We start from the raw sequence: 22,045 nt of genomic DNA, 5'->3' as shown, positions 1-22,045 counted from the left end.
ATAAATTTTAACAAAACATCAACATGGAGTGTGATGTGAGAAAGCTGTTATTCATCATTGCTTTGGGAATATTTTCACCACTATCTTTAGCACTCGAGCTATCTCCTCTCAGCAATGAACCATACACAGGTGACCTAGACAAGCTCAAGAAGACTGGCGTAGTCCGCGTTCTTGTATCTGCAGACCTTGGGTTCTATTACATCGAGGGTGGCAAGCCGAAAGGCATCGTCGCTGAGATGCTTTACCATTTCGAGAAGAATCTCAAAAAAACACACAGAACGATGAACGTACAGATAATCCCTGTGCAGCGTGATGATCTGCTCCCTTCATTAAATGCGGGTTACGGTGATATCGCAGTCGCCAATCTAACCATTACCAAGCCTAGGCTAAAAAAGGTCGACTTTAGTGACCCGATGATCAAGAACAACCAAGAATTGATCATCACCTCGTCAAACCAAGATTCAATCTCCTCACTTGAACAACTCAGTGGTAAAGAAATTTGGGTTCGAGCTAGCTCTAGTTACTTCGAGAGTCTTCAGTTAATTAACCAAAACCTTAATGCCAAGGGTTTACCTCCTGTTTTTGTGCACTTTATTGAAGAGACCCTACAAGATTACGAATTAATCGAGATGGTGAATCAGGGCTACATCAGTGGGACAGTATTAGATAGTCACAAAGCCAATCTTTGGCTTAATGTCATGGACAATATTAAAGTTCATGATGATTTCCCACTGCGTGAAGGTGGAGAGATCGCTTGGGCGCTACGAAAAGATAGCCCTCAGCTGAAAAAAGAGATCAATAACTACATCAAAAAAGCTCGCACGGGCACCTTATTGGGTAATGTTATCTATAACAAATATATCAACGATACTCGTTGGTTGAGCCGTGCATTAGACCCTAAAAAAATTGAGCGACTGGCGCGCTTAACTGAGATATTCGAACATTACTCAAGTGAATATGAGTTCGATCATTTGATGATGTCTGCGCAAGGTTTCCAAGAATCTGGATTAGATCAGAGCAAGGTATCGCATCGAGGGGCAATCGGCGTTATGCAGGTTCTGCCAAGCACTGCAAAAGACAAAAACGTGAATATAAAGAATATTCACAAGGTCGATAACAACATCCACGCTGGTATTAAATACATGCGCTTTATCAAGAGTCGCTACTTCGATAATCCAGAAATATCTCCCGATGACCAGATCTATTTCACTCTTGCCGCTTATAATGCCGGCCCAGCGAAGATTAGAAAAATGAGAAACTTGGCGAAAAAGAAAGGCTATAACCCCAATGTATGGTTCAAAAATGTCGAAATCGTTACCAGACAACACGTGAGCAGTGAGCCTGTAAAGTATGTCGCTAATATCAACCGCTACTATGTTATCTACAAACAGCTTGCAACCATCCAATCAATGCGCGATGAAGGCAACGCACAACTCACTCCTGTAGAGAGTATATCCATCGATCAGTTCTAATTAACTGCATCGAAATTAACACCCAAACACAACAAAGCCCGCAGCAAAATAACTGCGGGCTTTGTCATTAAATCGGAGTGAGATATGAATCACACTTTCTTATCGTATAGAATTTACACAGGCTATAATTTAGGTCGTATTAAATCCCTAAAAATCCAGTAATTTCTAGCTTGCTCTCCTTCCCAATCTACGGATATTTCTCGCACTTACAAGTAATTATTGAGGTTTTATTGAGAATTGTTAGTGACTCATCACACTTCACATCTATCTCAATAATCGAGCCTCAAAAGGTGATTTATATCACATTCTAAAGTAGGTAAATCCGTATTCTGAAGTTAACAAACAAGGTCCTAGAGAAGGACGCCACAGAGGAAAGCACTTATGAAAGTAAACATCACTGGCAAAAACATCGACATTACCTCTGCGATTCGTGAACACATCGAAACGAAACTAAAAAAACTAGAAAAATGGCAAGTAGACATTACTAGCTGCCAAGCAACATTTAGTGAAGAGCCCAACAAGCAAAAAAAATTCGAAGCGGTGATCTCTATTCCGAAGGGACAACTCGTCGCTTCTGCAACCAATGAAGATCTCTACAAAGCGGTCAATGAGGTTGAACAAAAGCTAGAGAGACAACTGAACAAAATTCGTCATAAGCCAGAAGCTCGCCGTACAGAGAAGCCTGAGCTAGCTGAAGAAATCGATTGATAGCAAATAACGGTTATCAATCATAGAAAAGGAGCCAATAGGCTCCTTTTTCGCTTGACGCTTCCACACGCTTTTTTATATGGTGGAAAGGTACTCAGTAAGGAAACGCCAATGCAACACAAATCACTGTTCTTTTTTGATTTCTTTTTTAGCAACTAAGCAGAGAGGCTTGGTCGTTTGAGTGCACTTCAATAGAGAAAGACAATCAAAAACGAACAGAAAGCCTCCCACTGGGAGGCTTTTCTTTTATAAGGATACGCTAGATGACAACCGCAAAATATTCTCTTGATGAGATTCGATTAAGACTGAATGAACTCGATGACCAGCTTTTATGCCTTCTGTCTGAACGCCGTCAATTAAGTATTGAGGTTGCTAAAAGTAAGGTTGAGACAGCAAAACCCGTTCGTGATGCTGCACGTGAACAACAACTGCTCGTCAAGCTTATCAATAACGGCAAAGATAAATACCAACTCGATGCACAGTACATCACCAAATTATTCCACACGATCATCGAAGATTCAGTACTACTTCAGCAATCTTATCTACAAAATCTAGCCAACCCAGAATTGAGCCGTAAACCGCTGGCTCGTGTCGCTTTTCTTGGGGCTAAAGGCTCATACTCTCATCTAGCAAGTCGTGAATACTTTAGCCGCAAGAATATGGAGCTGATCGAATTAAACTGCGAGCACTTCAAAGAAGTGGCCAATACAGTAGAGTCGGGTCATGCTGATTATGGTGTGTTACCTATTGAGAACACCAGCTCTGGTTCAATCAATGAAGTGTATGACTTACTACAACATACAACGCTGAGCATCGTCGGTGAATTAACCCTGCCTATTGAGCACTGCTTAGTCGCGACTTCAGATATTCGACTTGAAGATCTCAAGATCCTTTACTCTCACCCTCAACCACATCAACAATGCAGTGAGTTCTTGAGTCGTCTAAAAGGTGTTCAGCTAGAGTCTTGTGCAAGCACAGCGGATGCGATGCAAAAAGTGAAAGAGATGAACCGCTCTGATGTTGCCGCTATCGGTAATGCCTCAAGTGGAAAGCTGTATGGCCTACAACCACTGCAAAGCAATATTGCGAACCAGACGGAAAACCATACCCGATTTATTATTGTTGCACGTAAACCTGTCGAGGTTTCAACACAAATTCCAGCGAAAACTACGCTAATCATGTCGACCTCACAACAAGCTGGCTCATTGGTTGAATGCTTACTTGTGCTGCAACGCTACGGCGTGAACATGACGAAACTTGAATCACGTCCAATCATGGGCAACCCATGGGAGGAGATGTTTTACGTCGATTTAGAAGCTCACCTAAACTCAGAAGCAATGCAGCATGCACTATCCGAGTTGACCAAGCTCACAAAACATCTGAAAGTTCTTGGTTCATACCCAAGTGAGAATGTTAAGCCGACCCAAGTAAAGCTTAAATAGCTTGATTTAAAGGCTGACAAAGTAATCAGAACGGCATACAATCAATTAATGTTGATTGATTGTATGTCTAATGTTAAACAAAACCCTACTCACAGCTGTTAGTTTATGCTCTTTTTCTGCATTGGCAGAAGAAAGGGTGTTGACGCTTTTTAACTGGCAGTATTATCTCTCAGAGCAAGTGATTGATCGCTGGGAGCAAGAGACTGGTGCGCGCATTGAACAAATCTATTTCGATAATGATACCGATCGAGATAGAACCCTAAACAAAGAACAACAAAACCTCATTGATATCGCCATACTGGATGAAGTTGCTAGTCGTAACTTCGCTGCGCAAGGCAAGCTCAGTGCCTTGTATGACCTTCCTGAAAAATTAAATTACCAATACATACCAAACCGATGGAAGGCACAATGTGGCACTCATAGTATTCCCTACCTTTGGGGGACGCTGGGTTTAGTTTACCGAAAGGATCAATTCTCCACGCCCCCCGATAGCTGGGCAAACATTCTCTACCCGGAATCTCAACACTCAGGTCATATAGGCATGATGGCTGATTATACCGATATGTTGATGCCTTCTTTATTCATCAATAATATCGACATAGATACAACACAACGCTCTGAACTTACCGTCGCTTTTGAAGAGTTAAAACAGCAAGTCCCTCATGTATTGACCTATGAGTACCCAATTACCTTTTTGGAGAGTAACCCTAACAAAGGAGAAGACCTTCACCTGGTGATGGCTTATAGCGGTGATGAAGAGACCATGAATGAACTCTCTGACGGTAGATATGAGTGGGAGTTCATTACGCCCAAAGAGGGGACGATTTTATGGGTCGACTGCCTAGCGATACTTGAAAGTTCAGAAAACAAAGACCTTGCAAGTCACTTCATCAACTTTCTTCACGATCCGGCTATCGCTGCACAAAATGCAATCGAACTTGGTAACAACACGACTAATCAGCAAGCGCATAAAATCTTAGTTGAGAGTCAGTCCAAATTACTTCAAACCTCTCCAAATGAATCGATTTTAGAGCGCTCTCATTTTTATTCTGAAATGTCGGGGGTTTCAATGACCACCAGAAGCCGTATTAGCAACTCAATTCTCAAACAGCATCAACAGTTAACACAAAAATAATGAAGTTACCTTTATCTCAATACGCTCTCACAGCACTCATTGCCGGAAGCTCATCATTATCAATCGCGTCTGAAGACCCACTCAGATTGTACCTTTGGGAAGACTCCCTCTCTCAACAAGCTCAAACTCTATGGAAAGAGAAAGACCACCCTGCCTTACGACTCGATTACTTTGACAATGATGATGAACGCAACCGTTTAATGCTGAATAGCGAAGAGCTTCCTTTTGATATTATCGTGCTTGATAATGTCTCTGCGACTTTTTACGGCTCGAATGGATCGCTAGTTAAAGTTAACGACCTAGCAAACTATACCAATAGTCACCAACGCTGGAACCAAGCATGTGGAGAATATGCTATTCCCTACTTTTGGGGAGTATTAGGCATTGTGTACCGAGAACAACACTTTGACACAACACCAAGTTCATGGAACACAATAATTAACCCAGATCCAGACTTATCCGGGCATATTGGACTCATCAATGACTCAATAGAAACTCTACTACCCGCTTTGATGACAAACGGTCACGCACCATACACCACCTCTATGCCAGCGCTCAAACAAGCGTACCAAACTACCTCTAGTGTGACGGATGATATTCTCACCTTCGAATACTCGATCAGTTTTGTTCGCAGCCATCGAGATGCTTCCAAGCTGCATTTAGCGATGAGCTACAGTGGCGATCAATATTCGCTAAATGAGTATGAAGAGATAAAAGACTGGCAGTTTGTGGTACCAGAAGAAGGCACGACCATCTGGGTTGATTGCTTGGCAATCAATAAATACTCACCTCATATTAAGCAAGCAAGGACGTTCTTAAACTTCATTCTTGATGAACAAGTTGCAGCTATCAATGCGCTACAAGTAATGGCAGCGACCACCAACCTGGCGGCTATGCAACACTTACCTGCGAGCTATACAGAAGATAAAACCCTTTTCCCCTCACAAGATGTGCTCGATAAAAGCTTTATTGATAGAGCTTTAGATAAAAAGAACATAAGCTTACGAGCTAAGATTATAAATAGCATAGTTAGTATTCATGAAGCTAAGCACTAAAATATTAATGTTGATAGCACCGGTTATACTCATTAGTGCTATCTCATCTAGCTACATAATTTATACCAACCAGAAAAAGGCTCTGATCAACTTAGAGTCGAACGCATTGCAGCTTGAAATGGAGCAGCTACGGGGTTATTTTCAGCAAGCAGCATCCTTCATTAACAGCTACTCTTACACCCTTACGCATAGTGAGATCTTGAAGCAATATTTCCGGAACGAGAACAACCCTTATCGTGAGCTTGAATTGGTGGATAATCTGCAAGACACCATATCAATACTGCAGCAAGACAATACAAACTACAGCTCGCTCGCTATCTCCGATTCGAACTTTGATATTCTCTATTATGCTGAGAATAGTGACGATCCCTTTGCTGATATTGATCCAAAGATAACTCAGTACTTACGTGAGACTTTCACCGCTACCAAACAAGCAACGCACACGAGCTATGTTAGAAACTCACAAGGCGAAGGGATGCTGGTCAAATACCAAGCCCTAGATAAACGTACATTAGACAAGCCGCTGAGCTACAACCAAAATAATGTATTCTTCGTGGTGTTTGCAGTATCACTTGAATCCTTCAATAACCTAAGGCGACAAATTGAGTTCAATAATCAAACTGCGATTATCTTCACTGACCACCCAATTTTTCATGCTAATCGCTTAATTCACTCTGTTCGCCTCTACCCAGGCTTATACGCTACCGTAGATCCTGCAACTTTCCTGTTGGAAAGCAAACTAGACTCGATCTGGAATGATCTGGTTTATGCCTGTTTAAGCTCCGCGATTATTACTCTTATCTTGATATTGGTCCTGCTTAATTTAAATGTAACTCGACCAATCTCTCGTCTCGATGAGCAGCTTAGAGAAGTTGAAAACAAACAACGGGCAAACATTGATAAGCTCAAAAGCGATGATGAAGTGGGTCGCCTTTCCGTACGCTTTTTCGATATGTATCAAGAGCTCACCAATACCTATCAAAGAACTAAGTTATTAGCAGAGTCCGATCACCTTACGGGCCTGATGAATCGCCACCACTACCAACACTTGGTAGTGGAGCAGCTGCCACTCCTGACGAGAAATAAAAAGGCGTGGATACTATATATCGATCTAGACAATTTTAAATTTGTTAACGATAAGTATGGCCACAAAGTTGGTGACGCGCTCTTAGTTAATTTCTCAGAGCGACTGATAAAGCTGACGACTGAGTTTCATCAGCGTTACAAGGGGATCAGCTTTGCTTCACGCCTTTCTGGTGATGAGTTTTCGGTTATCGTATCTGGATTAGATAATAACAGCGTACCGCTAGGTGAAGTATTCGCAAAAGAGTTGCTAGAGCCGATGCAAGATGGTTTCGTCAGTGACCAAGGTACCTTCCCTATTACTGCAAGTATCGGTATTTCATGCTATCCAGAAGACAGCAATAAGTTTGATCGCTTAGTTTCTAACGCTGATACAGCAATGTACTTAGCGAAGAGTCGCGGTAAGAACCAGTTTGCCAACTATTCGCTCGATCTGGATAAAGCTGTTCAGCGTCGAGGCGATATAGAAAGGGCATTAAGAGATAACTGTGTCGATAGCGAGTTCTCACTAGTATTTATGCCTATCTTGGATCAGAAGGGTGTAAAAACGACGGGGGTTGAAGCCCTACTTCGTTGGCACTCACCATCTCTTGGATTTGTTTCACCAGCAGAGTTCATCCCTATCGCTGAACAGACTGGGCTATTTGAAAAAATTGATAAATGGGTCATTGAATCCGCATTTAGCCAGTACCATACCATTAATCAATTACTTGAAGACGATATTCATATCTCAATAAACCTATCCGCTGCGGAATTAATTAGCTCATCGGGGCTGGGACAATATATTGCTGACAAAGCCGAGCAATACCGAGTCCCCCCACAACACATAGAGTTTGAGATAACAGAAACCTTTGCGACAGACTCTCAAGCCTATCCATTATTAGAGGAGCTTTCGGCTCAAGGCTTCAAGTTGGCCATCGACGATTTTGGATCTGGCTATACCTCATTTACACAATTGGTGAAGTATCCAGTTCAAAAAATCAAGTTGGATAGGCTATTCTTACTCTCTCTAGAGGAAAATCAAAAAACTCAGATTATTGGCCCTTTGATTGAACTATGTCACTCACAATCAATGACTGTGACAGCAGAAGGGATAGAGACCGCCGCTATGCACCAGTGGTTAACAAAAGCTAATTGTGACTATATGCAAGGCTTCTACTTCGGCCAGCCAATGTCGATCTCAGAGCTAAATAGCTGGTATAAAAATAGACAAGGAATAGAACAATAAATGAAGAGTGTCGTTATCGCTTCTCTTAACCCTGCGAAATTAAGTGCCGTTGAAAGTGCTTTTAATTCAGCTTTTCCGGGACAAGAGTTTACGTTTTCAGGGGTGTCTGTACCAAGTGGCGTATCGGACCAACCGATGTCTAATGCCGAAACGTATCTTGGTGCCACTAACCGTGTGTTTAACGCGCTAGAAGCGCAACCAGATGCGGATTACTACGTAGGGTTAGAAGCTGGGATAGAAGGGCATACCACCTTTGCGTGGATGATTATTGAAGCTAAAGATGGAACTCGCGGAGAGTCGCGTTCTGCAAGCCTTATGCTGCCACCGATTGTTGTAGAAAAACTGGAGCTAGCTAATGAGCTTGGTGATGTGATGGATGAGGTCTTTAACACTCAGAACATTAAGCAAAAAGGCGGAGCTATTGGGCTATTAACACAAAACCAATTAACTCGGAGTTCTGTATATCATCAAGCGCTAATTCTGGCTTTGATTCCCTTCATAAACCCTGAACACTATTAGGGACTCACGTCCCTAATTCGAGTTAAAACAAGTTACTTAGAGTCCTCTAAGCCACGATTTAACAACGCACTCAATTGAGTGCGTTGTTGCTCATCTTTACTCTTCAGTTCATTAGAACCACGAGTGATGGTTGCCACCCCAACACCAAGCATTTGACTGATCTGACGCTGAGACATTTCACCTTTCAACAACTCAGACAAAATGTTTACACGTGCTAGCAAGGCATCGCGCTCATCAGGGGTCATCAACAACTTAAGCAAAAATCCATGTTCACCTTGTTCAACAGCTGTCTTTACCAACTCTTCTATCTGTTGCCATTGTTGGTAGTCGGGTTTCTCAGACACTCACTTTCCTCATTGCTCGGCCAATCAGGCTTTGGCCAATCTTACTAATATTTTAGGCTTTCTTCGCTCTTAGTGAGGAAACTACCTTCTACATTCATGATATCGCGATAGTAGGTTTCAAACATCAAAATATTCTGCACATAACCACGGGTCTCTTTGAATGGGATCGATTCGATAAAGCTATACACATCAACATTACCCTGAGTACGTCCTCGCCATGTTTTTACGCGGCTTGGACCCGCATTATAGGCAGCAAAAGCGAAGATACGGTTGTTGTCGTACTCCTTGAGTAAGCTGCCAAGGTATTGACTTCCGATCTCTATATTTTTTTGTACCTCATAAAGCTCGCTTGGCCCACTGTACTTGATCTTGTACTTGTTAGCTGTTGCTTTAGCGGTTGCTGGCATAATCTGCATTAGACCTCGCGCGCCGACAGGTGATTTCGCCTCAGAGTCTAGAGCGCTTTCTTGTCGAGCAAGGGATAGCATAGTAATAGAGCTAACGTCATTTTTTTCACCATAAAAATCAAACCACCATTGATGCGCGATAGGGAAACGAACGTTAAACTTATCCCACATTTTGGCTTGAATGCTAGCTGTTACGCTAAGGTGGTGCCAGCGCTTCTGGCTAGCAAATTTTGCAAGCATCTCTCGCTTGTCCTTGGTGACATTACCCAGTAGAAAACGCCACTCGGATTTTGCGGCAGCAATCTTATCCAGAGCAATAAGCTCCTCAATCCTATCTAACGAGGCTTGATAAGGCTCTATCAATGACTTATCAAGTTCGATTGTCCCTTTGGGGTATGTAATTGGTACTTGCAATTCCTCAGCCGCGGCTGCGCTGTAAAAGTTACGCTCCCCTAGAATCGATTTGAGTCGCGCTTTACCTTGCTCAACTTGTCCCAGTTCGATCTCACTGCGACCACGCCAGTATTTCCAACGTTTATGACCTTGAACAGTCTCACTTAGGTTAGATATCCAAAACAAGACGCCTTCCCAATCTTGATTCTGCACCGCTAAGCGAGCTCGTGTCTCCGTCAATGGTTTGTAGCTACTATTTTTCACTACTTCATCACGCCATTTAGCCAATTCTTCCGATTCAGTACGAGTTAGACGAAATGCAATGTAGTCCGCCAGGCGTTGAGCGTCATCTTGAGAGAACTTTTGCCCTGAAATAACAGCATCATATGATTGCTGTGCTTGTTCCACATCCATACGAGCCAGCTTTTGCAACGCAAGCTTAGATTGTTCGCGATTTATTTCGGTAACTTTCGACTGTTTCGCAAACTTAGCCACGCCGTCAGGCTTGTTAAACAGCGTCAACATGCTTTTCGCTTGTTTCTTAGCCGCCTCAGTTTTAGGTAGCTTCGCAAGGTACCTCACCATATTGCTATTACGTGCCTCAAAGGCTAGCAACATTCGAGTTAATATCTTATCGTCGCTACGCCGGTCCGCTTTATCCCATTCGTTTAACAGGGCGTCACATTGGTCAGCAATGCTATTCCCCGTTAGCCACAGCTTCTCTGCCCCCTCGAATGCGAGATCTTGATTACCAAGTTCAAACTGTGTTCGATAATAGATGCATTGATAGCTTTGCCCTTTTGGCTCTTGCTGTTGAAAGGCTCCGATGGCCTGCCAATCTTTTCGTTTATATAACGCATCAAGGTAAGGGGCACGAACACGTGTGGAAAAAGGAAACTCTTTATATTGAGAAATGAAGCCTTCGACTTGAGCGGGTGATTGATCATTTAAATCACGAAGAAATAAACGGTAATCCAAATAAGGGGTTAGCGAGTAATCTGGAATCTGTTTTTTCAACGCTAGAGCTTTGTCCAACTCACCCTTGTCTATCGATGACTGGGCTTGCTCGTATATTTTGCGCTGCTCCTCAAGTGGAGAAGCACTCGCCACACTAGCCCCCAAGCACAACATACCTAGAGTACTTCTAACTAACCAGTTTGGCATTGTTCGCGTTGAACTCACTTTCATTATCATCATCCCAGATGTTTCTCACTGTAAGATATAGAGCCTGATCGATATGCAATTGTAAAGGGGATAGGTGTAATAATTATTAACTTTATTTACAGTTTCTTTACTCTTGATAAACCCATCAGTTCGTCATCGGAAAATGCAAGCAAAATAAAGTCGATAAGTAACATATTAGGCCGCTTTGAGTTACACTATTGGGTTTGAAGACAATTGTTTATTTAGGATCGATCGGCAATGGCTGAATACGTATATACCATGTCGCGCGTGAGCAAAATCGTGCCACCAAAGCGACAAATTCTGAAGGACATCTCTCTTAGCTTTTTCCCAGGCGCAAAGATTGGTGTTTTGGGTCTAAACGGCGCAGGTAAATCAACCCTACTCCGCATCATGGCAGGTATTGATACCGATATCGATGGTGAAGCGCGTCCACAACCAGGTCTAAACGTAGGCTACCTACCTCAGGAGCCGGTTCTTGATGAATCAAAAACGGTTCGTGAGATCGTAGAAGAAGCAGTGTCAGACGTTGCTGGCGCAATGAAGCGTCTAGACGAAGTTTACGCAGCTTACGCAGAACCAGATGCAGATTTTGACGCACTTGCTAAAGAGCAAGGTGAGCTTGAAGCTCTTATCCAAGCGAAAGATGGTCACAACCTAGATAATGCTCTAGAGCGTGCTGCCGATGCACTACGCCTACCGGAATGGGATCAAAAAATCGAACACCTATCTGGTGGTGAACGTCGCCGTGTTGCTATCTGTCGTCTACTGCTGTCTAAGCCAGATATGCTACTACTCGACGAACCAACCAACCACCTAGATGCAGAATCTGTTGCGTGGCTAGAGCGCTTCCTAGTGGATTACAGTGGTACCGTTGTTGCGATTACCCACGACCGTTACTTCCTAGATAACGCTGCAGGTTGGATCCTAGAACTTGACCGTGGTGAAGGTATTCCATGGGAAGGTAACTACACCTCTTGGCTTGAGCAAAAAGATGCGCGTTTACAACAAGAAGCATCTCAAGAAAAAGCTCGTCAAAAGACTATCGAGAAAGAACTTGAGTGGGTTCGTCAAAACCCTAAAGGTCGTCAATCGAAGTCAAAGGCTCGTATGGCTCGCTTTGAAGAATTACAAAGCGGCGATCGTCAGAAGCGTAACGAGACTAATGAACTGTTCATCCCACCAGGTGAGCGCCTAGGTGACAAGGTTATTGAAGTAAACAACCTGACTAAGTCTTTTGACGGTCGCGTTCTTATTGATGACCTATCATTCAACATGCCTAAGGGTGCTATCGTCGGTATCATCGGTGCTAACGGTGCAGGTAAATCTACCCTGTTCAAGATGCTAAGCGGCACTGAACAACCTGATTCAGGTACGATTGATATGGGTGAAACGGTTAAACTGGCTTCTGTTGATCAGTTCCGTGATTCTATGGATGACACTAAGACAGTGTATCAAGAGATCTCTGAAGGCGCTGATATTATCAAGATCAACAACTTCGAAATTCCAGCTCGTGCATACTGCTCTCGCTTCAACTTCAAAGGTTCAGACCAACAGAAGATCATTGGTGAGCTATCCGGTGGTGAGCGTAACCGTGTACACCTTGCTAAGCTTCTTAAAGCAGGCGGTAACGTACTGCTACTCGATGAGCCAACCAACGACCTCGACGTTGAAACACTACGTGCACTAGAAGAAGCGCTTCTAGAATTCCCTGGCTGTGCAATGGTAATCTCGCACGACCGTTGGTTCCTTGATCGTATTGCAACCCACATCATCGACTACCGTGATGAAGGCCAAGTTAACTTCTACGAAGGTAACTACAACGAGTACATGGAGTGGCTGAAGAAAGAAATTGGTGCGGAAGCTGCTGAACCACATCGTATTAAGTACAAGCGCGTTACTAAGTAATCAGCAAAAAGTACCCAATATGCTATAGGCCGCTCACATGAGCGGCTTTTTATTTTGGCATCTTCGATAGATTGCACAATAAGCTAATGCATTTCACCGGCAATAGGTCTATATTAATCAGCATACTATTCCAATTAAGGTGACATCAGGATGATTGAACGCCGAAAATTCTCCCGAATTTCTTTTGAGGCACCGGCCTCTATTCAACAAGGCAGCACTACTGTAAGTGGCACTGTCCGTGATCTGTCACTGCATGGGTTACTTGTTAGTTCTGAAAATGCCTCACAGCTCTCTCAAGAACAAGGGCTCACTGCGTCAGTCATGCTCAATGACTCAGAAGTATCACTAACTCTCACTGGTCAGCTTGTTGCCGCTCTAGACAAAGAACTTCATATTCGTATTGATAAGATTGACCTAGATAGCATCGCTCATTTACGTAGATTAGTTGAGCTCAATATGGCAGATGAAGAGCTACTTAACCGCGACCTAGAAAGTCTAATTGCTCTAGGTTCAAACTAGCTTCGGATTGAAAGCATAAAAAAGCGCGCAGATACCAGTCTCTTGTTATGAGCCAGTATTTGCGCGCTTTTTAAATCCGATGTCGTTAGCCTCGATGGATAGAGTCGTTCGCCTGTTTGAGTAGATTTTGGCTCTCATCCAAAAATTGTTGGGAGTAGTCACCAAACCAATCACTCACTTGATTAAAGCTCTCAACAAAGGTCTGTTTATCCTTACTATCCAATATCTCCAAAGCCTCACCAAAGCGCTGGTGGAATCGCTTAATCATTTCAATATTGTTATCCGAAGCAAGAATGATATCGCCATATAGGTTAGGGTCCTGACCGAACAATCGACCAACCATCGCCAGTTCCAATCGGTAGATAGGTGAGCTCAGCTGAAGAAGCTTATCAATGTTTGGATTCTCTTTACTCAAGTGCAAGCCGTAAGCAAATGAAGTGAAGTGGCGTAGAGCCTGAATTAGGGTCATTCCATGATCATGCTCTGCGGCATCAATCTGACACAAGCTAGCGCCCCAGATACCAAACTGTTTCAACAGCCATTGGTAAGTTTCTTCACCACGGCCATCACAGTAAACAATTACCTGCTTCGCAAGGCTTGGAACATCGGGACCAAACATTGGGTGCAGGCCAACAACAGGACCTTGATGCACCTTCATCATTTTCTCTAATGGCTTAGACTTGATGGAGGTTAAATCACAAAGGATACAATCTTGAGGTAGATTACCTAACTTATCAATCACACCTTCCGTTAAGTGGATTGGCACGGTCACAACAACAAGGCCAGCATCAGAAAGCATCTCGTCCGCTTTATCCCAGTCTTTGCTGCCTAGCAGTTTCACATCGTACCCAGAAAGCTGGAACATACGAGCAAACAGGCCACCAAGTTGACCACGACCACCAATAACCACAACTGAACGCAGCTCTGGGTTTAGGCACTTAAAGCCAGAATCTTTTTCGCTAGCATAAGACTCACGCATCACTCGGCGTAGGATGTCCTCAATCAGTTGAGGTGGCACACCCATTTTTTCCGCTTCTGCACGACGTGAAGCCAACATTGCTGCCTCACGATCCGGAGCATAAATTGGCAAGCCGTGCTCGCTTTTTACTTCACCAACTTTTTCTACTAGCGCCAAGCGCTGCGTCAGCAAATCTAAGATCTGCTTGTCTACGGCATCAATTTGATCACGCAGCTCGTTAAGTTCTACAGCCATCGATATCCCTTATTGTTCTAGCTTTGAGGCATCATAACCTAAACGCCACAAGCTGTGTCAGCTTGTGGCGCGTATTCATTTGATAATTAAGACCTAAATTAACCTTTTAGACGGTCTTCTAGGAATGGTACTAACTCTTTATGAGCATGGCGTAGAAGCTCATCTGTCGAGTCCCAGTTGATACATGCGTCGGTGATAGAAACGCCGTATTCCATTTCACTCAATGGGATATCTGATGGCTGATTACCTTCGTTAATGTGGCTTTCAATCATTAGGCCAATGATCGATTTGTTGCCTTCACGAATTTGGTGGATAACATCTTCAGCAACTAGCGGCTGACGACGGTAGTCTTTGCGAGAGTTCGCATGGCTACAGTCAACCATGAGTGACGCATCAAGACCAGACTTCGCCATCTCTTGCTCACAGTCATTTACTGACACTGAATCGTAGTTAGTTTGCTTACCACCACGAAGAATAACGTGACCATTCGGGTTACCTTGCGTAGTAAGAAGCGCTACCTGACCTTCGCGGTTGATACCCATGAAGCGGTGGCTTGAAGATGCTGCCTGCATTGCATTTACTGCGGTAGCTAGGCTGCCATCTGTGCCGTTCTTAAAGCCGATTGGCATTGAAAGACCGCTTGCCATTTCACGGTGAGTTTGTGATTCCGTAGTACGAGCGCCGATTGCTGCCCAGCTAAACGTATCTGCTAGGTACTGTGGGCTGATTGGGTCTAGCGCTTCTGTTGCTAGTGGGATTTCCATCTCAGCAAGCTCAACCAAAAGCTCGCGACCTACATGCAGACCGTGCTCGATATCGAATGAACCATCTAGATGAGGGTCATTGATAAGACCTTTCCAGCCTACCGTTGTACGAGGCTTCTCAAAGTACACACGCATTACAATATACAGTTGGTCACTTAGTTGCTCTGAAAGGGCTTTAAGACGTTTCGCGTACTCCTTCGCTGCCTCAACATCATGAATAGAACATGGGCCACATACCACAAGTAGGCGATGATCTTTCTTATGAATGATGTTTGCAATCGTCTCACGAGACTCTTGGATAAAACGACGAGCATTGTCACTCAGTGGTAGCTTTTGCTTTAGTTCTTCTGGAGTAATTAGAACCTGTTCATCACTAATGTTGATATTGCTTAGTTCACTTTTTTGCATATTCTTGCCTGTATATTATTTTTTACAGAGCTTCAGCTGCTCCCTTTGAAGACAACATATATCTATCAACAAACAGATGCAAGTGTAAATTACAAAAAACATTTACTGTAAATTAAAATTTACAGTAAATAAAAACCAGAATGTAATCATTCTGGTTTTTATTGTTCAACTTGTTCTGACAACAGCAAGGTTGCTAATCAAGCAACCGCTTCATAGCTTCAGATGCTAGCTTCCATTCGTCACTCAAACGCAGTTCACTCAGCGTAAAGCTTTGTTTCTTCATTAGGTTGACAGCGCGACCAGAAAGGTGAGGGGCTATATCACTGATCTTAAGATTATCTAGCACTTCAACTTGAGCATCACGCTTATTGCATACCAGTAACATATCACAGCCAGCATTCAGTGCTTGAAGTCCACGCTCTGCTGGCCCACCCATGATTGCAGCACCTTCCATCGTCAGGTCATCAGAGAAAACTATGCCTTTGAAACCGAGCTTTTCACGCAGGATCTGTTTCAACCAAAATGTTGAACCACTTGCAGGCTGGTCATCATAGTGCGGAAACACTACATGAGCAGGCATCATTGCATCCAAAACGCCCGCTTCAATCTGCGCTTGGAAGATAGCCATATCTTGTTCAACAATAGTGTCTCGAGCATCAAAAGGGGTTTCTAGATGCGAGTCAGCCACTACCCCACCATGCCCCGGAAAGTGCTTACCTGTTGTTGCCATACCAACCGACTTCATACCCTTCATATAAGCACTACTATGACGGATGATTGAGTCGATATCCTCACCAAACGAACGACTACCAATCGCCTTACACTGATGGCCTTTGTCCAATACAGGTGCGAAGCTTAAATCAATATCATGCGCCACCAGCTCAGCGGCCATCAACCACCCACCAAGCTCAGCAAGTTGTTCACCATTGGTATGCTTAGCGTATTGCTCTGCTGCGGGGATCAAGGAAAAGCCTTCACGGAAACGTTGCACTCGCCCACCTTCTTGGTCGACGCCAATTAAGATTGGTCGCTTAGCTGCTTCACGAATTGATTTGTTCAACGCTAACAGTTGTTCACTATCATGATAGTTGCGGGCAAAAAGAATCACGCCACCTACCGTAGGGTGTTGCAAAATCTCCTTATCTTCTGCAGTCAACTCGTAACCTTCAACATCAACCCATAATGGCCCCATACAAACTCCTAGCTCTTGATTCGATTTGTGTTGTTGAACGAGGTTATTCTGTTTAAATTAGCTTTACAATAAGTTTTAACGCTTTGAATTTAGGACACACGATGGCGAGCCGAGAGTTATATATTGGAGTAATGTCAGGAACGAGTCTTGATGGAATAGACACAGCGTTAGTGGAATTTACACACGGTTGCCCAAAGCTGATTGCATCACACGAGTACTCATATCCAGAAGGTTTAAAGCAGAGAGTTCTGGCTATCTGCTTAGGACAACAAACCAATTTAGTAGAGGTGGGTGAAATAGACCACCAGCTAGGTAAGCTTTATGCTGATGCGGTCCTAGCGTTACTCAATCACAGTGGCTTTGATGCATCGCAGATCACCGCGATCGGTAATCATGGCCAAACCGTCTTCCACCAACCTAACGGACAATCGCCATTTACTATTCAGCTTGGCGACGCCAATCTCATTGCGGCAATAACGGGTATCGACACAGTCGCTGACTTCCGGCGTAAAGATATGGCATTAGGTGGACAAGGTGCGCCGCTCGTTCCGGCTTTCCATCAATCGCTATTTTCCAGCTCTGATTCGAGCACTGTAGTACTCAATATTGGAGGCATCGCTAATATCTCAGTATTACGCCCTGGTGAAAAAGCTATTGGTTATGATACCGGTCCAGGCAACATGCTAATGGACGCATGGTGTCATAAGCATACCAACCAAGCTTTCGACAAAGACGCGAACTTGGCTAAACAAGGTAGTGTTAATCCGACCCTACTCAACGATCTTCTCAATGAGGAATACTTACAACTTTCAGCCCCAAAAAGCACTGGAAGAGAGCTGTTTAATCTTCCTTGGCTTGAGAGCAAACTTGCGAAACACTCATTGAGTAGCCAAGATGTTCAACGCACGCTGTGTGAGTTCACCGCAATCACCATTGCCCAAGAAGTGGACAAGTTTCAGCTTGGTAGCCAACCAGAGCTACTGATCTGCGGTGGTGGGGCTCAAAACCCACTATTGATGTCACGAATCCGTGACCTTCTGTCCAATTGGACCGTAATGACCACCAACGATAAAGGTGTCGATAGCGACAATATGGAAGCGATGGCCTTTGCTTGGCTCGCCTATTGCCGCATTCATAACTTGCCAAGCAACTTGCCTGAGGTCACCGGAGCATCGCGCTTAGCTTCTCTCGGTGTGATGTACTTTGCGGATAAATAAGGACACCTATGACTAACGACGCGCTTATCACTGCGCTTTCTCATCTTGTATCAGAAGGTCGTAACCCTGAAACCATGGACATCGACCTATTGTCCTCACTTGAGATCGTTCAGAGAATTAACCAACAAGATCAACTGGTCCCTCTAGCGGTAGAGAAGGTGCTACCAGAAATCGCTCTGGCAGTGGATAAAATTACCGAAGCATTTAAGCAAGGTGGTCGCCTTATTTATATGGGAGCAGGAACAAGCGGTCGCCTCGGGGTACTCGATGCCTCTGAATGTCCGCCGACTTTCGGCGTTTCAGATAAAATGGTTATTGGCCTAATCGCAGGTGGGCCAGAGGCGATATTAAAGGCCAAAGAAGGGGCAGAAGACTCACCTGAACTTGGCATCGAAGATCTTAAGTCTATTGATTTTACAGACAAAGATGTCGTGGTGGGTATTGCCGCAAGCGGCCGCACTCCTTACGTAATTGGTGCTCTGGGTTATGCAAACGATATTGGCGCTACCACTGTAGCATTGTCTTGTAACCCGGGATCTCCTATTGCTGACATAGCTAAGATTGCCATTAGTCCAGTTGTTGGCCCTGAAGCACTAACAGGTTCAACGCGCCTTAAGTCAGGTACCGCACAGAAACTCGTGCTCAACATGCTGACGACAGCCAGTATGATTCGCTTGGGCAAAAGCTATCAAAACTTGATGGTAGATGTGAAGGCCACCAACAAAAAGCTTGTGGCTCGTGCGGCACGCATTGTAATGCAAGCGACCGACTGTGATACCCTAGAAGCGACTCAAACACTTGAGCAAACAGATTACGATGTGAAACTGGCCATCTTAATGATTCTAACCGGTTTGGACGTTACGACCGCCAAGCTGCAACTTCGTCAGCAGCAAGGATTCTTACGCCGCGCTGTTGAATCAAATAAGTAACCATAAATAAACGAAAAGGGCTCTTTTGAGCCCTTTCTGAACTTGGCGTTTAACGCTTAGAGGTTATACTCACTCCAGCCACGTTGCCACTCCATTCGGAATCGCTGACCATCTTCAGTACCCTCACAGACGCCCTCATAGTAGCTACCCGATAATCCAATTTGGTATGCGAAATCAGGGTTACAATACTCTTCTACCCCTACAAGGTAGCCTTGCTCGTAGTCTGTGATATTCGCATCTCCGAGACGGTTCAACGCGTCATATGAACGATGAGTGGAGCCTTTGACACCGTCTTGGTAGCCAATTTGATACCAATTGTTATCATCAGCTAATTGTTGCACACTGGCACTACAGCCAAACAGTAGAACCAGTGAGGCGAGAATCGCGATTCGTTTCATTGCTTTTCCTTAAACAGAATCTTTGTTTTACAAATACCCTGCAATCATAGCTTATCCAGAGCTAAGATACTGCAAGCACTCGAGTTTTAGCAGCAATCTCAGACAATAGCAGCTCTGATTGTTCAATGAACCTCTCAATCAATACCGTATCGATATGCTCTTGTTGCAGAATTTGTAGCTCAATATTCTCAGCCATAGAAACTAGATGCCAAGCGGCTAAATTTCGCCAAGTCGCTTTTACTGTATGAGTATAGTGCTTTACCTTATCTTGCTCATTTAGCTGTACTCCTTGAGCTAGCATAGCAAGGTGAGCTTGAGTTTCTTCAATCACAGTCGAAAAGAAGTTTTCTGCCATGTGCATTGGTAATCCAATATTACGCAACGTCTCTTCAACATTGAACGTAGGTTGCGGATTGTTCAGTTGAAAGTTGGATTTGAACACCACCGCACCACTGAACAACCTTTTAGCAAACACACCCAACATTTCATCAAGCTCTCGCTCAACAATCGGTTTAGCGACTAGCTCGTCAGCCCCCGCTTGCAACATCTTAGTTCTAGACTCTTGAAACACATCGGCGGTACAACCTAACATCACAACATCCTTATTATGCTCTTGCTGTCGAATCAGCGGCATCGCCTGCAAGCCATCCATCAATGGCATGTGATTATCCATCAAGATCAAGTTAAAGCTTTCTTGACTAGCTAGCTGAACACCTTCACGCCCATTACCCGCTTTTGCCACCTCAAAGCCTTTTTGCTTGAGCATAGACTCTATAACTAATGTATTGACTCGGTTGTCTTCAACAATGAGAGCCTTAAGTCCTTCGTAACTTAGGCGTTTAGTCTGTACGACCGAATCTTCAACCGGCTCTGTCTCATCAAGGTATACAGAGACTTTAAAGTAGCTCCCCATTCCTTCTTGGCTATTTACCGAAACCTGGCCATGCATCAACTCAGCGAGACGTTTGACAATGGATAATCCAAGTCCTGTACCACCGTAGTTACGTGTCGTCGAGCTATCTGCTTGCTCAAATGGAGTAAAGATACGCTGCTGCACCTCTTCGGACATACCGATACCGGTATCTTTCACGCCGATATCCAAGCGTAGACGATCCCCCTGTTGCGATTCATCAAATGAAATTTCGATATATCCACGGTCGGTAAACTTGATGGCGTTGTTGAGCAAGTTGAAAATAATTTGTCGAAGACGAGAGCGATCACCTTTGTACCAACGGTTTGACGCAATAGAACTATTAATATGGAGCTCTAAGCCTTTATCCTTCGCAATCGAGTAATACATACTCTGGATGAAGCCAACCACAGAAGACATTGCGAACGGAACCTTATCGAGTTCCAACTTCCCTTCTTCAATCTTCGAGTAATCGAGAATCTCATTGAGCAATACCATCATGTGTTCACCAGATTCATACAAACTACGTAATTGCGAACGTTGTTCTGAGTTCAACTGGCTTTTCTCAAGTAACTGCGCAACCCCTAACACACCATTCATTGGCGTACGTATCTCATGAGATACCGTGGCTAAGAACGCTGATTTCGCCTTTGCTGAGCTTTCTGCTTTATCTTTCTCAATACTCAGCTCTTCAATGACGGCGCTGTAGTTATCAGCAATTTCACTCAACTCATCCCAGTTACTGGTATCTGCAGAGCGAATATTGCCATCATGCAATTCACGACTGTAGGCAGCAAAACTAGAGATGCGCTTTAGGACACTACGGTATACCCACGCTAAGCCGATGAGACAGGCTAAAAAGATCAGCGTGCCACCAATCAGGGTGAGATCTATCGAGTTATTCATCAAAACATCATTATTGGCTGATGCATTACGGCGCATGTTATTCATTTCATCATAAAGAAGGTTGATGGCGCGAATAGCAGGTTCATCATCCACTTTGACCTTTTCATCGGTCATAGAAATCAATGAAGAGTCATACCCCTCACGATAAAGGTCTGTTAGCTGAGATTGGTATTGACGAATTACACCCGTTAATAAAACTAGTGCCTTTGATTCTTCTGCGGTGAGTTCTAGGTCATGGTAATGCTCAATGGTAGAAAGGGCATTCTTAAATCCGGATTTCGCGGCGCTGAGATAACGGGTTTCCCCTCGAAGAACGAAGTTTTTGAAATGGTGAATTGCCCCCCCATAACCCAATTGGTTACGGATATCGGTCAACATTGTTTGTCGCTGAACCACATCTACTCGATAGTTTTGAATCGAGGATTCGAGCTTGGAAAAGGAGTAGTAATTCACACCAACAGCCGTCGCTGTCAGTAGAACCAAAACAAAGAACACCGTGGCGAGACGCCCGCGAATGGATAGATGTCCATTGGCATAGAAGAAAGGTTGTAACGACATGCAGCACTCCTTGCTGACTAGGGTCCCATGAACCTAAATAAACATATTTGTTGTAAATGTATCAAACATCCCTGAGTAATACAGCACGACATTTCAAAATATATTTAACAACTAATTCAACATAAAATAACAGTCTCTCGTTCAAAATGCGATCG

18 protein-coding genes and 1 other annotated feature are annotated in these 22,045 nt (G+C 43.9%); of the genes, 11 read left to right on the top strand and 7 right to left on the bottom strand.

Annotated features, from left to right (window positions below; all coding sequences use genetic code 11):
* Positions 1-23 precede the first annotated feature (23 nt).
* From DPF91_RS18505 to yjjX, 7 genes are all read left to right on the top strand, one after another.
* Positions 24-1,472, top strand: a complete 1,449-nt coding sequence (locus DPF91_RS18505) for an MltF family protein (protein WP_117235932.1) — start codon at positions 24-26, stop codon at positions 1,470-1,472.
* Between the two features lie 381 nt (positions 1,473-1,853).
* On the top strand, positions 1,854-2,180 hold the full coding sequence (hpf, locus tag DPF91_RS18500; protein ID WP_117235931.1) for a ribosome hibernation-promoting factor, HPF/YfiA family: 327 nt from the start codon (positions 1,854-1,856) through the stop codon (positions 2,178-2,180).
* Positions 2,181-2,294: 114 nt separating this feature from the next.
* Positions 2,295-2,428: a sequence feature (Phe leader region), on the top strand.
* Between the two features lie 15 nt (positions 2,429-2,443).
* Entirely contained in the window at positions 2,444-3,622 is a 1,179-nt protein-coding gene (pheA, locus tag DPF91_RS18495; RefSeq protein ID WP_117235930.1) for a prephenate dehydratase, read from the top strand.
* Positions 3,623-3,692: 70 nt separating this feature from the next.
* The gene (locus DPF91_RS18490; RefSeq protein ID WP_117235929.1) at positions 3,693-4,757 is read left to right on the top strand and encodes a polyamine ABC transporter substrate-binding protein; all 1,065 of its coding nucleotides are present in this window, start codon (positions 3,693-3,695) and stop codon (positions 4,755-4,757) included.
* A complete protein-coding gene (locus tag DPF91_RS18485; RefSeq protein WP_117235928.1) occupies positions 4,757-5,812 on the top strand; it encodes a polyamine ABC transporter substrate-binding protein in 1,056 nt (351 codons plus the stop codon). Before DPF91_RS18490 ends, DPF91_RS18485 begins: the two co-directional genes overlap by 1 nt.
* Positions 5,813-5,930: 118 nt before the next feature.
* Complete coding sequence (locus tag DPF91_RS18480; RefSeq protein ID WP_241033855.1) at positions 5,931-8,123, top strand: putative bifunctional diguanylate cyclase/phosphodiesterase; 2,193 nt, start codon at positions 5,931-5,933, stop codon at positions 8,121-8,123.
* Entirely contained in the window at positions 8,124-8,642 is a 519-nt protein-coding gene (yjjX, locus tag DPF91_RS18475; protein ID WP_117235926.1) for an inosine/xanthosine triphosphatase, read from the top strand.
* A 32-nt stretch (positions 8,643-8,674) separates the two neighbouring features.
* On the opposite strand, the gene trpR is transcribed toward yjjX, so the two are convergent.
* Together trpR and sltY are read right to left on the bottom strand one after the other, a co-directional pair.
* Positions 8,675-8,986, bottom strand: coding sequence for a trp operon repressor (gene trpR / locus DPF91_RS18470; RefSeq protein WP_117235925.1), 312 nt, complete (start codon positions 8,984-8,986; stop codon positions 8,675-8,677).
* A 44-nt stretch (positions 8,987-9,030) separates the two neighbouring features.
* Positions 9,031-10,974, bottom strand: a complete 1,944-nt coding sequence (sltY, locus tag DPF91_RS18465; RefSeq protein WP_420855617.1) for a murein transglycosylase — start codon at positions 10,972-10,974, stop codon at positions 9,031-9,033.
* A 234-nt stretch (positions 10,975-11,208) separates the two neighbouring features.
* Here sltY and ettA point away from each other — a divergent pair, with 234 nt between their 5' ends.
* Together ettA and DPF91_RS18455 are read left to right on the top strand one after the other, a co-directional pair.
* On the top strand, positions 11,209-12,876 hold the full coding sequence (gene ettA / locus DPF91_RS18460) for an energy-dependent translational throttle protein EttA (protein WP_117235923.1): 1,668 nt from the start codon (positions 11,209-11,211) through the stop codon (positions 12,874-12,876).
* A gap of 150 nt (positions 12,877-13,026) precedes the next feature.
* Positions 13,027-13,395, top strand: a complete 369-nt coding sequence (locus tag DPF91_RS18455) for a PilZ domain-containing protein (protein ID WP_117235922.1) — start codon at positions 13,027-13,029, stop codon at positions 13,393-13,395.
* Between the two features lie 85 nt (positions 13,396-13,480).
* On the opposite strand, the gene tyrA is transcribed toward DPF91_RS18455, so the two are convergent.
* From tyrA to nagZ, 3 genes are all read right to left on the bottom strand, one after another.
* Positions 13,481-14,608, bottom strand: coding sequence for a bifunctional chorismate mutase/prephenate dehydrogenase (gene tyrA, locus DPF91_RS18450; protein WP_117235921.1), 1,128 nt, complete (start codon positions 14,606-14,608; stop codon positions 13,481-13,483).
* A gap of 98 nt (positions 14,609-14,706) precedes the next feature.
* Complete coding sequence (locus DPF91_RS18445; protein ID WP_117235920.1) at positions 14,707-15,780, bottom strand: 3-deoxy-7-phosphoheptulonate synthase; 1,074 nt, start codon at positions 15,778-15,780, stop codon at positions 14,707-14,709.
* Positions 15,781-15,973: 193 nt separating this feature from the next.
* The gene (gene nagZ / locus DPF91_RS18440; protein WP_117235919.1) at positions 15,974-16,972 is read right to left on the bottom strand and encodes a beta-N-acetylhexosaminidase; all 999 of its coding nucleotides are present in this window, start codon (positions 16,970-16,972) and stop codon (positions 15,974-15,976) included.
* Between the two features lie 101 nt (positions 16,973-17,073).
* On the opposite strand from nagZ, the gene DPF91_RS18435 reads away from it, so the two are divergent.
* Complete coding sequence (locus DPF91_RS18435) at positions 17,074-18,189, top strand: anhydro-N-acetylmuramic acid kinase (protein WP_117235918.1); 1,116 nt, start codon at positions 17,074-17,076, stop codon at positions 18,187-18,189.
* Between the two features lie 8 nt (positions 18,190-18,197).
* Positions 18,198-19,118 (top strand): N-acetylmuramic acid 6-phosphate etherase, encoded by a 921-nt coding sequence (gene murQ, locus DPF91_RS18430; RefSeq protein WP_117235917.1) that lies wholly within the window; start codon positions 18,198-18,200, stop codon positions 19,116-19,118.
* A 56-nt stretch (positions 19,119-19,174) separates the two neighbouring features.
* On the opposite strand, the gene DPF91_RS18425 is transcribed toward murQ, so the two are convergent.
* Together DPF91_RS18425 and DPF91_RS18420 are read right to left on the bottom strand one after the other, a co-directional pair.
* Positions 19,175-19,516, bottom strand: coding sequence for a DUF2799 domain-containing protein (locus DPF91_RS18425; protein WP_117235916.1), 342 nt, complete (start codon positions 19,514-19,516; stop codon positions 19,175-19,177).
* A gap of 61 nt (positions 19,517-19,577) precedes the next feature.
* Positions 19,578-21,890, bottom strand: coding sequence for an ATP-binding protein (locus tag DPF91_RS18420; RefSeq protein WP_117235915.1), 2,313 nt, complete (start codon positions 21,888-21,890; stop codon positions 19,578-19,580).
* Positions 21,891-22,045 lie beyond the last annotated feature (155 nt).

Origin of the sequence: Vibrio maerlii, assembly GCF_003415655.1 — a bacterium.
GTDB lineage: Bacteria > Pseudomonadota > Gammaproteobacteria > Enterobacterales > Vibrionaceae > Vibrio > Vibrio maerlii.
This window is presented reverse-complemented; position numbering and strand designations above follow the sequence as displayed.

Excerpts from the sequence above, each read along its gene's own strand:
- hpf (WP_117235931.1), top strand. The coding sequence starts at position 1,854 with ATGAAAGTAAACATCACTGGCAAAAACATCGACATTACCTCTGCGATT.
- tyrA (WP_117235921.1), bottom strand. The coding sequence starts at position 14,608 with ATGGCTGTAGAACTTAACGAGCTGCGTGATCAAATTGATGCCGTAGAC.
- DPF91_RS18455 (WP_117235922.1), top strand. The coding sequence starts at position 13,027 with ATGATTGAACGCCGAAAATTCTCCCGAATTTCTTTTGAGGCACCGGCC.
- DPF91_RS18420 (WP_117235915.1), bottom strand. The coding sequence starts at position 21,890 with ATGTCGTTACAACCTTTCTTCTATGCCAATGGACATCTATCCATTCGC.
- nagZ (WP_117235919.1), bottom strand. The coding sequence starts at position 16,972 with ATGGGGCCATTATGGGTTGATGTTGAAGGTTACGAGTTGACTGCAGAA.
- DPF91_RS18480 (WP_241033855.1), top strand. The coding sequence starts at position 5,931 with ATGGAGCAGCTACGGGGTTATTTTCAGCAAGCAGCATCCTTCATTAAC.
- DPF91_RS18425 (WP_117235916.1), bottom strand. The coding sequence starts at position 19,516 with ATGAAACGAATCGCGATTCTCGCCTCACTGGTTCTACTGTTTGGCTGT.
- murQ (WP_117235917.1), top strand. The coding sequence starts at position 18,198 with ATGACTAACGACGCGCTTATCACTGCGCTTTCTCATCTTGTATCAGAA.
- sltY (WP_420855617.1), bottom strand. The coding sequence starts at position 10,974 with ATGAAAGTGAGTTCAACGCGAACAATGCCAAACTGGTTAGTTAGAAGT.
- ettA (WP_117235923.1), top strand. The coding sequence starts at position 11,209 with ATGGCTGAATACGTATATACCATGTCGCGCGTGAGCAAAATCGTGCCA.
- DPF91_RS18435 (WP_117235918.1), top strand. The coding sequence starts at position 17,074 with ATGGCGAGCCGAGAGTTATATATTGGAGTAATGTCAGGAACGAGTCTT.
- DPF91_RS18485 (WP_117235928.1), top strand. The coding sequence starts at position 4,757 with ATGAAGTTACCTTTATCTCAATACGCTCTCACAGCACTCATTGCCGGA.
- DPF91_RS18505 (WP_117235932.1), top strand. The coding sequence starts at position 24 with ATGGAGTGTGATGTGAGAAAGCTGTTATTCATCATTGCTTTGGGAATA.
- DPF91_RS18445 (WP_117235920.1), bottom strand. The coding sequence starts at position 15,780 with ATGCAAAAAAGTGAACTAAGCAATATCAACATTAGTGATGAACAGGTT.
- yjjX (WP_117235926.1), top strand. The coding sequence starts at position 8,124 with ATGAAGAGTGTCGTTATCGCTTCTCTTAACCCTGCGAAATTAAGTGCC.
- DPF91_RS18490 (WP_117235929.1), top strand. The coding sequence starts at position 3,693 with ATGTTAAACAAAACCCTACTCACAGCTGTTAGTTTATGCTCTTTTTCT.
- pheA (WP_117235930.1), top strand. The coding sequence starts at position 2,444 with ATGACAACCGCAAAATATTCTCTTGATGAGATTCGATTAAGACTGAAT.